Origin of the sequence: Modestobacter sp. VKM Ac-2984 (assembly GCF_026967985.1) — a bacterium.
Lineage (GTDB): Bacteria > Actinomycetota > Actinomycetes > Mycobacteriales > Geodermatophilaceae > Modestobacter.
Genome location: NZ_JAPVBJ010000009.1, coordinates 223761 through 236123, shown reverse-complemented (window position 1 = coordinate 236123; position 12363 = coordinate 223761). Strand labels below are relative to the sequence as shown.

Annotated in this window: 8 protein-coding genes; 4 read left to right on the top strand and 4 right to left on the bottom strand. The window is 74.3% G+C overall.

What is annotated here, in order from left to right; translation table 11 throughout:
- Positions 1 to 58: 58 nt before the first annotated feature.
- Together O2W16_RS18330 and O2W16_RS18325 are read right to left on the bottom strand one after the other, a co-directional pair.
- Complete coding sequence (locus O2W16_RS18330) at positions 59 to 910, bottom strand: DNA-formamidopyrimidine glycosylase family protein (RefSeq protein ID WP_269160257.1); 852 nt, start codon at positions 908 to 910, stop codon at positions 59 to 61.
- Between the two features lie 73 nt (positions 911 to 983).
- Positions 984 to 1835, bottom strand: a complete 852-nt coding sequence (locus tag O2W16_RS18325) for a DNA-formamidopyrimidine glycosylase family protein (RefSeq protein ID WP_269160256.1) — start codon at positions 1833 to 1835, stop codon at positions 984 to 986.
- Between the two features lie 191 nt (positions 1836 to 2026).
- Here O2W16_RS18325 and O2W16_RS18320 point away from each other — a divergent pair, with 191 nt between their 5' ends.
- The gene (locus O2W16_RS18320) at positions 2027 to 2626 is read left to right on the top strand and encodes an antibiotic biosynthesis monooxygenase (protein ID WP_269160255.1); all 600 of its coding nucleotides are present in this window, start codon (positions 2027 to 2029) and stop codon (positions 2624 to 2626) included.
- 65 nt (positions 2627 to 2691) lie between these two features.
- On the opposite strand, the gene O2W16_RS18315 is transcribed toward O2W16_RS18320, so the two are convergent.
- Together O2W16_RS18315 and O2W16_RS18310 are read right to left on the bottom strand one after the other, a co-directional pair.
- Positions 2692 to 7299, bottom strand: coding sequence for an ATP-dependent helicase (locus tag O2W16_RS18315; RefSeq protein ID WP_269160254.1), 4608 nt, complete (start codon positions 7297 to 7299; stop codon positions 2692 to 2694).
- 68 nt (positions 7300 to 7367) lie between these two features.
- Positions 7368 to 8132: a class I SAM-dependent methyltransferase gene (locus O2W16_RS18310; protein WP_269160253.1), complete on the bottom strand. Its 765-nt coding sequence runs from the start codon at positions 8130 to 8132 to the stop codon at positions 7368 to 7370.
- 109 nt (positions 8133 to 8241) lie between these two features.
- On the opposite strand from O2W16_RS18310, the gene O2W16_RS18305 reads away from it, so the two are divergent.
- The 3 genes from O2W16_RS18305 to O2W16_RS18295 all read left to right on the top strand — a co-directional run bounded on the left by O2W16_RS18305 (position 8242) and on the right by O2W16_RS18295 (position 12316).
- Positions 8242 to 8466: a KTSC domain-containing protein gene (locus O2W16_RS18305; RefSeq protein WP_269160252.1), complete on the top strand. Its 225-nt coding sequence runs from the start codon at positions 8242 to 8244 to the stop codon at positions 8464 to 8466.
- Positions 8467 to 8481: 15 nt separating this feature from the next.
- The gene (locus O2W16_RS18300; RefSeq protein WP_269160251.1) at positions 8482 to 9627 is read left to right on the top strand and encodes an acyl-CoA dehydrogenase family protein; all 1146 of its coding nucleotides are present in this window, start codon (positions 8482 to 8484) and stop codon (positions 9625 to 9627) included.
- Between the two features lie 112 nt (positions 9628 to 9739).
- Positions 9740 to 12316: a beta-glucosidase family protein gene (locus O2W16_RS18295; RefSeq protein ID WP_269160250.1), complete on the top strand. Its 2577-nt coding sequence runs from the start codon at positions 9740 to 9742 to the stop codon at positions 12314 to 12316.
- The last annotated feature ends 47 nt before the right edge of the window (positions 12317 to 12363 follow it).

Below are 12363 nucleotides of genomic sequence, written 5' to 3'. Positions count from 1 at the left end.
GCAGGGGCGGACCCGACCCGGAGCCCCGTCGTCCTGCTGGACGGCGGGGCTCTGGCGATCAGGTGGCAGCGATGGACGCCGGGTGGCCGGGCTCCCCGGTGCGGGCCAGCGGGTCGATCGGGCTGCGTGCGGCCTGGCACGAGGGGCACCAGTAGGTCACCCGTTCCTGCGTGTGCGGCCCCTGGTCACCGAGCAGGATCGGGGTGCGGCAGCGCCGGCACGGACGGCCCTTGCGGCCGAACACCCAGTGGTCCTCTCCGCGCCGGGTGGAGCCGGTGGTGCTCTGCTCGGGATGGTCTCGGTTGGCCTGCATCAGGGTGCGGGCGCGGGTGACGAGGCCAGGGAGGTCCGCGACGTCGGCGACCCGGGTCCACGGGTGGGTGCGGGTCATGAACAGCGTCTCGACCTTGTAGAGGTTGCCGATGCCGGCCAGGCTGCGCTGGTCCAGGATGGCGACACCGATCTGCTCGTCGGGGTGCGCGCGGAGCCGGCGGAGCGCCTCGTCCAGGTCCCAGTCGGGGCCGAGCACGTCGGGGCCGAGGTGGCCGACCAGTTCGTCCTCGGCGCTGGTCGGCACGATCCGCAGGTCGTGCAGCCGGTAGCCGACGCAGTCCCACTCGGCTGTGGCCAGGACCGCCCGGATGCTGTGCGCCGGCCCGCCCTTCCACGGGCTGCCCTTCCGGTAGATGTGCCAGCTGCCGTCCATCCGGTAATGGGTGCGCAGCGTGCGGCCGTCGGCCAGCCTGATCAGCATGTGCTTCCCGCGGGGGACGACCTCGGTGACGGTGGCACCGCCCAGGTCCGTGGTGGCCAGCTGCGGCACCCGGAGCTCACCCGTGGTCAGCGTCGCCCCGGCCAGCGCGGTGTTCATCCGCTGCGCGGCCAGCCAGACCGTGTCTCCCTCGGGCATCCCGCCATGATCCTCGTCCGCACCGACTCCCGCCGAGCTGGCGGCGGTCGGGTGGCCACGTGGGACGACGTCGTCAGTACCGGGCGCGGCGGGCCTCGGTGCCGGGCTCACCGGTGCGGGCCCGTGGATCGACCGGCGCCGGCGTGGCCTGGCAGCGCGGGCACCACCAGGTGACCCGTTCCTGCAGGTCCGGTCCCTGGTCGCCGAGCAGGATCGGCGTCCGGCAGCGGCGGCACGGGCGGCCCTTCCGGCCGGCGACCCAGTGGTCCTGGCCCCGGCGGGTCTCCCCGGTGGTGCTCTGCGAGGGGCGGTCTCGGTTGGCCAGCATCAGGGTGCGGGCCCGCTCGACCAGCCCGGGCAGGTCCGGGACGTCGGCGACCCGGGCCCACGGGTGCACGCCGGTGAGGAACAGCGACTCGACCTTGTAGAGGTTGCCGATGCCGGCCAGGTTGCGCTGGTCGAGGAGGGCGACGCCGACCTGTTCGTCGGGGTGCGCGTGGAGCCGGCGCAGGGCCTCCTCGAGGTCCCAGTCCGGGCCGAGCACGTCGGGGCCGAGATGGCCGACCAGCTCCGCCTCCTGGCTGGTGGGGACAAGCCGCACGTCGTGCAGCCGGTACCCGACGCACTCCCACTCGTCGGTGGCCAGCACGGCCCGGACGCTGTGCCCGGGTCCGCCCCGCCACCGGGAGCCCGGCCGGTAGACGTGCCAGCTGCCGTCCATCCGGTAGTGGGTGCGCAGGGTGCGGCCGTCGGCCAGCCGGATGAGCATGTGCTTCCCGCGGGGGACGACCTCGGTGACGGTGGCACCGGCGAGGTCCGTGGCGGCCAGTTGGGGCACCCGGAGCTCGCCGCGGCGGAGCGTGGCGCCGCCCAGCGCCGTGTCCATCCGCTGGGCGGCCAGCCAGACGGTGTCTCCCTCGGGCACGCCGCCCATGGTCCCCGGCGGACGGGACTGGTGCTCGGGATCGCTGACGGGGCCGACGCCGTCGCCGGAGCGGACGGGTGACCTCGGCGGCGCCGACGGTGTGCCCCCTCCCTCGGTCGGGTGGCCTCGTGTGAGGGGGGCGACAAGCGGGAACAGCCTGCGTTCCTTCAGCGCTGAGGGATCCTGTGACCGTGACGACCCGCCTCCGCAGCCTGCCGGACCGCCTGGCCGGCAACATCGCCGCCCGGCAGCCCGCCCCGGCGGCCGAGCCGGTCACCGTCACGGTCGCCCGGGTGGTGCGCCCGGAGCAGCAGAACGCCTTCGAGCGGTGGGCAGCCGACGTGCAGGAGCTGGTCGCGACCTTCCCCGGCCACCTCGGGTCCTCGCTGCTGCGCCCCGGCCCGGGCAGCGACGAGTACCACCTGGTCTACCGCTTCCGGGACGACGATTCCCTCGCCGCCTGGGAGCGCTCGCCGGAGCGGCGCGAGGCGCTGGACCGGGTGCACCAGCTGGTGGAGGACGAGCGGGTGGCCCGGGCCGTGGGCCTGCAGAGCTTCTTCGCGGTGCCCGCCCGGCCCGGTCCGGCGTGGCGCAGCTGGCTGCTCACCGTGGCCGTCGTCCTGCTGTTCACCTCGACCTTCCAGCTCCTGGCCATGCCCTTCGTCGGGGAGTGGCCGTGGCCGCTGCGGCTGCTGCTGTCGGCGGCCTACGTGGTGACGGCGCTGCGGCTGTCCATGCCCCGGCTCAGCCGCTGGCTCGGTCCCTGGCTGCAGGGCTCCCGCCGCTCCTGATGCGTCGTCGCGCCCGCTGAGCCACGTCGGCCGCGCGCGGGTGGCGCTCGGCAGGGCCCGCCCGATCAGCTCCGCAGCCGCAGCCCCCGCGGGGTGGCGGCGAACCCGGCCGCCTGCAGCGCGGCGGTGAGCGGGCCGGACTCGTGCACTGACGCCCCGTCGGCCTTCTGCACGATCATCCGGCCCAGCGCCCCCGAGGCGACCGCGCCGGACAGCGCGGTGGCCGCCTCCTTGAGCACGGTCTCGTCCTCGGTCCAGGACAGCAGCGTCTTCCCGCCACGCTCGACGTAGAGCACCAGCTCGCCGTCGACCAGCACGACCAGCGCGCCGGCCTTGCGCCCCGCCCGGTGCCCCGTCCGCCGGGTGCCGGTGCCCTCGCCGAGGTCGACCGCCGGGCCGTCGGGGGCACCGTCGGCCGAGCCCACGACCCGCTCCGGCCAGGGGAGAGCGGCCCCGTAGACGTTCGCCGGGTCGGTGGCGGCGAGCACGACCGGCCCGGCGGGCGCACGGTCCGGGCTGGCGAAGCTGCGCAGCCGGTCGACCGAGCCCGGGGTGCCGAACTGCGCTGCGCCGAGGGTCTCGACGAAGTAGCCCCGGCGGGCCCGGCCGTTCTCCTCGAACGCTCGCAGAACCGGGTAGACCGCGGAGAACCCACCTGTCACCTGCTCGGCCTGCACCGCCCCGCGGGTGAGCACGCCGTGCCGCTCCAGCAGCGCCTCCGCCCGTGCGGTGGTGCGCTTGGTGGCGTTGCCCTCCAGCTCGGGCAGGCGCGACCAGCGCCCGGCCATCGCCGGGGGACCGGTGCGACTGGGCATCGCCGGCCGGCCCAGCCGGGTGCGGCCGTAGCGGCTGCGGTCGAGCCGGGCGCGGGGTGCGGCGGGCTGCCGCTTGTGGGTGCCGCCGCCGGACAGCCGCACCCGCAGCGGGGCGAGGGTGTCGTTGGTCAACGCGCCGGCCCAGACCAGGTCCCAGATCTCCTCGGCCAGCGCGGTGTCGTCGGTGGCGCCCACCCGGTCGGACAGTGCCCGGAAGAACAGCGCCTGCCCGCCGGCGAGCTCGTCGAGCAGCAGCTGCCCGACGCCGCCCTCGGTGGTGGCGCCACCGGGCGGCTCGGGGAGCAGCAGCGGGGCCAGGTCGGCGGGCACCAGGGAGACCCAGCCGTCGCCGCCGGACAGTCCGCCCGCACCGGCCCAGAGCACCTCTCCGGCGCTGGTGAGCTCGTCGAGCATCGCGGGCGAGTAGCCCTGCACCCGGGACGGCAGCACCAGCGACTCCAGCGCCGAGGCGGGCACCAGGGCACCGGCCAGCTGCTCGACCACCGCCAGGACGCCGTCGACCCCGCGCATCCGGCCGCCCACCGACTGCCAGGAGGGCGTGAACCGGGCCAGCGTGTCGATCGGGACCGGCTCGACCTCCTGGCGCAGCTTGGCCAGCGACCGCCGCCGGATCGAGCGCAGCACCTCGGCGTCGCACCACTCCTGGCCGATGCCGCCGGGCCGGAACTCGCCGGTGACCAGCCGGCCGGTGCCGACCAGCCGCTGCACCGTGGCGGTGACGACGGCGACGCCCAGGCCGAGCCGGGCGGCGACCTCCGGGGGCGCGAACGGGCCGTGGGTGCGGGCGTAGCGGCCGATCAGGTCACCGAGCGGGTCGGCCACCGGTTCGGTGAACACCTCGGGCACCCCGACCGGCAGTGCCGTGCCCAGGGCGTCGCGGAGCCGGCCGGCGTCCTCGATGGCGACGTGCCGCTCCTCCCCGGCGATCCGGACCACCAGCGCCCGGCGGGAGACGACCAGCTCCTGGAGCCAGTCGGCGGGCACACCCCGGGCGGCCGCTTCTGCGACCGTCAGGTCGCCGACGCCGCGGAGCAGGTCGCTGGCACCGTCGACGTCGCGCGGGTGCCGCTGCTCGGGCAGCCGTTGCAGCTCCGCCTCGACCTCGCCCATCGCGTCGGCGTCGAGCAGCTCGCGCAGCTCCGAGCGGCCCAGCAGCTCGGCCAGCAGCCCGGTGTCCAACGCGAGCGCCTGGGCGCGGCGCTCGGCCAGCGGGGCGTCGCCCTCGTAGATGAACTGTCCGACGTAGCCGAACAGCAGGGACTGGGCGAACGGTGAGGCGGTCTGGGTCTGCACGTCGACGAGCCGGACCCGGCGGGCCCGGACGTCGCGCATCAGCTCGACCAGCCCCGGCACGTCGTAGACGTCCTGCAGCACCTCCCGGACCGCCTCGAGGGTGATCGGGAAGGAGGAGAACTCGCTGGCCACCGAGAGCAGCTGGGCCGCGCGCTGCCGCTGCTGCCACAGCGGGGTGCGCCGGCGCGGGTCGCGGCGGGGGAGCAGCAGCGCCCGGGCGGCGCACTCGCGGAACCGGCTGGCGAAGAGCGCGGAGTTGCCGACCTCGGCGGTGACCTCACGTTCGACGTCGTCCGGGTCGAGGAGGGCCAGGTCGGCCTCGGGCGCCTCCCCGGTGGTGTCGGGCAGCCGGAGCACGATGCCGTCGTCGGAGTGCATCGACGCGACGTCCACCCCGTACCGCTCACGCAGCCGTGCGGCCAGCACCAGCGCCCAGGGCGCGTTGACCTGTGCGCCGAAGGGGGAGTGCACGACCAGTCGCCAGTCGCCGAGCTCGTCCCGGAACCGCTCGACGAGCAGCGTGCGGTCGTCGGGCAGGTGGCCGGTGGCCTGCTTCTGCTCGGCCAGGTAGGCGAACAGGTTGGCCGCGCCCCACTCGTCGAGGCCGGCGGCCCGGGCCCGCTCGGTGCCGGCCTCCGGTGTCGCGGAGCCGACCTCACGGAGGAAGGCGCCCAGCGCCCGGCCCAGCTCCAGTGGCCGGCCCAGGGTGTCGCCGTGCCAGAAGGGCATCTTCCCGGGCAGGCCGGGGGCGGGGCTGACCAGCACCCGGTCGTGGGTGATCTCCTCGATCCGCCAGGACGACGACCCGAGCAGGAACACGTCGCCCACCCGGGACTCGTAGACCATCTCCTCGTCCAGCTCGCCGACCCGGCGTCCGCCGTTCTCACCGGCCCCGGAGACCAGGAAGACGCCGAACAGCCCGCGGTCGGGGATGGTGCCGCCGCTGGTCACCGCCAGCCGTTGGGCACCGGCGCGGGCGGTGAGCGTGTCGGTGACCCGGTCCCAGGTCAGCCGCGGGCGCAGCTCGGCGAAGGCGTCGGAGGGGTAGCGGCCGGCCAGCATGTCCAGCACCGCGTGCAGCGCGGAGTCGGGCAGCGAGGCGAAGGCGGCCGAGCGGCGCAGCACGGCGGCGACCTCGTCGACGGTGCGCGGCCGCTCGGAGACCATCGCCACGATCTGCTGGGCCAGCACGTCGAGCGGGTTGCGCAGATAGCGGGTCGACTCGATGGCCCCGGCGCGCATCCGCTCGGCGACGACGGCGCTCTGCACCAGGTCGCCGCGGAACTTCGGGAAGATCACGCCCTCGCTGACCGCACCGACCTGGTGGCCGGCCCGCCCGACCCGCTGCAGCCCGGCGGCGACGTTCGGCGGTGACTCGACCTGGATGACCAGGTCGACCGCGCCCATGTCGATGCCCAGCTCCAGCGATGAGGTGGCCACGACGGCGGGCAGCTGCCCGGACTTGAGCGCCTCCTCGACCACCGCGCGCTGCTCCCGGGAGACCGAGCCGTGGTGCGCCGAGGCGACCGGCTTGGCCTCCGGGGGCAGCCCGCCGCCGGAGCCGGCCTGGGCCATCAGCTCGGCCGGGTTCGCGCCGTGCGGCAGCGGCTCTCCGGTCGCCCGTTCGTACGCCAGCTCGTTGAGCCGGCTGGTCAGCCGCTCGGCCAGCCGGCGGGAGTTGGCGAAGACGATGGTGCTGCGGTGGGTCTCGATCAGGTCGAGCACCCGCTCCTCGACCGCCGGCCAGATCGACGTCCGCGGCTGGTTGCCCGCCGCCGACCCCTCCAGCTCCCCGGTGGGCTGCCCCAGCTGGCTCATGTCCTCGACCGGGACGACGACGGAGAGGTCCCACTGCTTCTGCGACGGCGGGGCCACCACCTGCACCGGACGGCCCCCGGCCAGGAAGGTCGACACCTCCTCGATCGGTCGCACCGTCGCCGACAGCCCGATCCGCTGGGCGGGCCGTTCCAGCAGCTCGTCGAGCCGGTCGAGGGAGACCGCCAGGTGGGCCCCACGCTTGCTGCCGCAGACGGCGTGCACCTCGTCGAGGATCACCGTCTCCACCCCGCGCAGCGACTCCCGCGCCTGGCTGGTGAGCAGCAGGAAGAGCGACTCCGGGGTGGTGATCAGGATGTCCGGCGGGCGCTTGGCGAACAGCCGTCGCTCGTCGGCCGGGGTGTCACCCGAGCGGATGCCGACGCTGATCTCCGGCCGTTCCTGACCCAGCCGGGCGGCGGCCTGGCCGATCCCGGTGAGCGGTGCGCGCAGGTTGCGCTCGACGTCGACGGCCAGCGCCTTGAGCGGGGAGACGTAGAGGACCCGGCAGCGGCGCAGCGGGTCCCCCGGCGGGGGCGTGGCGGCCAGCCGGTCCAGGGACCAGAGGAAGGCCGCCAGCGTCTTGCCCGACCCGGTCGGGGCCACGACCAGCGCGTGCTCGCCGCTGCTGATCGCCGTCCAGGCGCCCTCCTGGGCCGGGGTCGGCTGCTCGAATGCGCCGGTGAACCACGCCTGGGTGGGCGCGGAGAACCGGTCGAGAGCGGACACGCGACCAGTGTCCACGCGGGTACGACAGTTCGCCGGGGCCGTCCCGGTGCGATCGAGGTCAGCGCGGTTCAGCGCGGTTGGCGGACCTCGATCAGGTAGCGCTGCGACCACGAGACGAAGGTGCCGTCCCGCTCGATCTGCCGGTGCACCTCCGCGAGCTGTGACCTGTACCGCTCGACCGAGAAGCCCGGCACCGTCCAGACGACCTTCCGCAGGAAGTGCACGACCGCGCCGATGTCGCCGAACTCGACTCGGCATCGGTGGGACCGCACGGCGACCACCAGCAAGCCTGCCGACCGGGCGGCCTCGGCGGTCCGTTCGGCGGTGGGTTCATCGGCATCGTGCCGGGGACCCACCAGCGCCTCGGCCAGCACCCGGTGGGTGCCTGACCCGACGCCCTGGCACAGGTGGGTGCCGCCGGGGGCCAGGACACGCGCCATCTCGTCCCATCGCTGGACGGTGGGGTGCCGGCTGCTCACCAGGTCGAAGGTCGCATCCGAGAAGGGCAGCGGACCGTCGTCCGCGACCTCGGCCACCTCGCCGCCCCAGCCCCCCAGGCGCTCCCTGGCCAGGAGCAGGTTCGGTGGCCACGACTCGGTGGCCGCCACCCGCCCGGGTGCCCGCGCGGCCCGGGTCAGCGCCTCGGCGTACACCTCGCCGCCTCCGGTCTGCAGGTCGAGGGACCTGGTGGCGCGGCCGAGCCGATCGGCCAGCAACCCGCACCAACCCCAGGGAGGCCGCTCCTCGGTGGCCCGGCCGGCGAACCAGGAGAAGTCCCAGCCCTCGGTGGACACGGCTGCGCCTTCGGCGATCAGCTCATCGAATGCGCGCACCGCGGCAGCCTGACGACCCGGTGACGAGCCGACAAGCGGATTCGTCGACATGCGGACCCGGGCGAATCACACTGGTGTCATCTCCACCGTCGTCCCCCAGGGGGCAGCCATGCAGCGAGCAGCAGTGCAGTCCTCCAGCATCGCCACCGTCGGCTACGACGAGGAGGAGCAGGTCCTGGAGATCGTGTTCTGCGACGGCCGCGTCTACCACTTCCTCGAGGTGCCACCGGAACGGGTGCTGTCGCTGCTCCGGGCCGAGAGCAAGGGCCGCTTCTTCAACGCCGAGATCAAGCCGGCCTTCGGTCACCGGGCTGTCGGTCGGCGCTGGGGCTGAGCCACACTGCGTGGCATGCGTCACAGCTTGTACGAGGCCGACCACGACGACTTCCGGAGCAGCGTCCGGGCGTTCTGCGAGAAGGAGGTCGCGCCCTTCCACGACGACTGGGAGCGCGCCGGCATCGTGCCGCGGGAGCTGTGGACGGCGGCCGGCGCCCAGGGGCTGCTGGGCATGGGCGTGGACGAGCGGTACGGCGGCGGCGGGGTGCGCGACTTCCGCTGGTCCTGCGTGCTGAGCGAGGAACTGGTCCGGATCGGCGCCAGCGGCGTGGGCTTCGGGCTGCACAACGACGTCGTCGGCCCCTACCTGCAGGACCTCGCGACCGAGGAGCAGAAGGAACGCTGGCTGCCCCGGTTCTGCACCGGTGAGCTGATCACGGCGATCGCGATGACCGAGCCGGCCGCCGGCAGCGACCTGCAGGGCGTCCAGACCACCGCCCGCCGGGACGGCGCCGACTGGGTGCTCAACGGCTCGAAGACCTTCATCACCAACGGCATCAACGCCGACCTGGTCATCGTCGTCGCCCGCACCGATCCCGAGGCGCCCGGCTCCCGGGGCCTGAGCCTGCTCGTGGTCGAACGCGACATGGCCGGCTTCTCCCGCGGCCGCAACCTGGACAAGGTCGGGCTGAAGGCGCAGGACACCGCCGAGCTGTTCTTCGACGACGTCCGGGTGCCCGCCGCCAACCTGCTCGGCACCGAGGGGCACGGCTTCGCGCACCTGATGCAGAACCTGCCGCAGGAACGACTGCACATCGCCGTCTCCGCGGTCGCCGCCGCCGAGACCGTGCTCGCGCTGACCGTCGAGTACGTGACCACCCGGACGGCGTTCGGCCGGCCGATCGGCTCCTTCCAGAACTCCCGCTTCGTCCTCGCCGAGCTGCAGACGGAGGTGACGATCGCCCGGACCTTCGTCGACGAGTGCGTGCGCCAGCTCGGCAGCGGTGACCTCACCGCCACCGACGCCGCGATGGCCAAGTGGTGGACGACGGAGCTGCAGAACAAGGTCGCCGACCGGTGCCTGCAGCTGCACGGCGGCTACGGCTACATGAGCGAGTACCGCGTCTCCAAGGCCTGGCGGGACGCCCGGGTGCAGTCGATCTACGGCGGCACCAACGAGATCATGAAGGAGATCGTGGGGCGCTCGATGGGGCTGTGACGTGGTTGCCGCCCACCGGAAGGCCTGGTTGTGGGGCGGCTGAGCCGGTCTCTAGGTTCGGCGGGTCTCGGGGGACATCGGGGTCACCTCGAGTGCGACACAGGAGTCGTTCATGAGACCGCACCGCACTCGACGCCTGCGTGCCGGCGTCGCCCTCGTCGCCGCGGCGGCGGTCGTCACCGGCGGGGCCACCCCGGCGCTCGCCTCGCCGGGCACGGACCGGCACGCGGACGGCAACGGCAACGGCCACGGCCACGGCAAGGGGAACGGGCACCGCGACGGGAACGGCCACGGCCACGACCGTGGCGACCACGACCGGGTGGCGCGGCAGGTGGCCGCCCTGGTGGCCCAGCTGACCGTCCCGGAGAAGTTCGGGCTGCTCGGGGGGACCACCGGCAGCAACGGTGCCGCCGGCGCCCTGGGCGGGGTCCCGCGGCTGGGCATCCCGACCCTCGACATGGCCGACGGCCCCTCGGGTGTCCGCGCCGCGGAGCCGGCGACCGCCCTGCCGGCCCCGGTGGCCCTCGGGGCCACCTTCTCCCCGGAGCTGGCCGCCGCCTACGGCGGGGTGCTCGGCCAGGAGGCCGATGCGCTGGGCATGGAGGTGCTGCTCGGCCCGATGATGAACCTGGTACGCACCCCCTACGCCGGCCGGAACTTCGAGACGCTGAGCGAGGACCCGCTCCTCACCGCCTCCCTCGCGGCCCCGCAGGTCTCCGGGATCCAGGACCACGGCGTCATCGCCACGGCCAAGCACTTCGCGGCGAACAACCAGGAACTGGGCCGCGCCGGCCTGGACGTCCTGGTCGACGAGAAGACCCTGCACGAGACGGAGCTGGCCGGCTTCGAGGCGGTCGTCGATGCCGGGATCGGCGCGGTCATGTGCGCCTACAACCAGGTCGAGTCCGTCCAGGCGTGCCAGAACTCCGAGCTCCTCACCGAGGTGCTGCGCGAGCAGTGGGGCTTCGACGGCTTCGTCATGACCGACTGGTTCGCCATCCACGGGCCCGAGGCCCTGGTGGCCGGGCTGGACGTCGAGATGCCCCGGCCGATGGCGTTCCCCGAGCTGGCCCAGGACGTCGACGGCGACGGGCAGGTGACCGAGCGCGACCTGTCCGAGCCGGTCGCGGCCGCACTGGACCGGGCGGTCACCGGCGTGCTGACCGCGATGGCCGAGGTCGGGCTGCTCGACGGCGTGGGCGAGGACCCCGAGCGTGCGGTCGAGGAGAACGCCGCGGTGGCCCGGCGGGTGGCGACGGAGGGCGCCGTCCTGCTGCGCAACGAGCAGCGTGCGCTCCCGCTGTCCGACGAGGCTCTGGGCAGTCTCGCGGTGGTCGGGCCCACGGCGGCCACCCCGTTGAACGGCGGCGGTGGCAGCGCCCGGGTCAACCCCGACGCCGGCGCGGTCGACAGCACCGCCGAGGTGCTCGAGGCCGGCGGCGCCGAGGTCACCTGGGCGACCGGTGAGGACCTCGAGGGCGAACTGGTGCCCGGCGCAGTGCTGGGCAGCGGCAGCCCGTTGGAACTCACCGGCGAGGCCGCCCTCACCGGGGAGTTCAGCGAGGACGTCACCGTCACCGCCCCCGAGGCCGGCACGTACACCTTCCACCTGCAGACCACCGGCCCCGGTGCCGAGGTGACCCTGGGCGAGGAGCAGGTGGCCTCCACCCAGAACCGGTTCGGTGCGCTGGGCGGCAGCCTCATCCCCACCGCCGACGGCTTCATCAACGACAGCTGGACCGTCGAGCTGGCGGCCGGCGAGCAGGTCTCCTCCACGGTGAGCGGCACCGGGACGGTCGAGGCGCCGGTGCAGCTCCGCCTGCACTGGACGACCCCGCAGCTGCGTCAGCAGCGGATCGACGAGGCCGTCTCCGCAGCCGAGGCGGCGCACACCGCGGTGGTCTTCGGCTACAACGAGGGCACCGAGGGAGAGGACCGGGCGTCGTTGGCGCTGCCCGGGTTCCAGGACGAGGTCATCGCCGCCGTGGCGGCGGCGAACCCGCGCACGGTCGTCGTGCTGAACACCGGCGACCCGGTGCTCATGCCGTGGCTGGAGGACGTCTCGGCGGTGCTGCAGATGTGGTACCCGGGTCAGGAGGGCGCCGAGGCCACCGTCGACCTGCTCACCGGTACGGCCACCCCGGGCGGCAAGCTCCCGCAGACCTACCCGGCCGACCCGGCCCGGACGCCGGTCAGCGACCCGGCGAACTACCCGGGCGTCGACCTCGACGGTGACGGGGTGCCCGACCAGCAGACGTACACGGAGGGCACGGACGTCGGGTACCGCTGGTACGCGGCCACCGGGACCGACCCGTTGTTCGCCTTCGGGCACGGACTGTCGTACACGTCCTTCGACTACTCCGAGCTGCGCACCCATACCGGCAAGGACAATGCGGAGGTGTCCTTCGTGCTCACCAACACCGGGTCCCGGACCGGCACCGAGGTGCCGCAGGTCTACCTGGGCGCCGGCACCGCGGCCGGCACGCCGACGCTCCAGCTCGCCGGCTTCGACCGGGTGACGCTGGAGCCGGGCGAGCGGCAGCGGGTGACGATCGAGGTCGACGAGCGCCAGCTCTCGGTGTGGGACGCCGAGGACGACCGGTGGGAGCGCGCCTGCGGCGTCCGTCCGGTCTTCGTCGGCGCGGCCTCGGACGACGTGCGGCTGACGGACTCGGTGCGCGTCCGCTGAGCCGGCCGGCCCGCCGGTGACCACCTCACCGGCGGGCCGTCGACCGG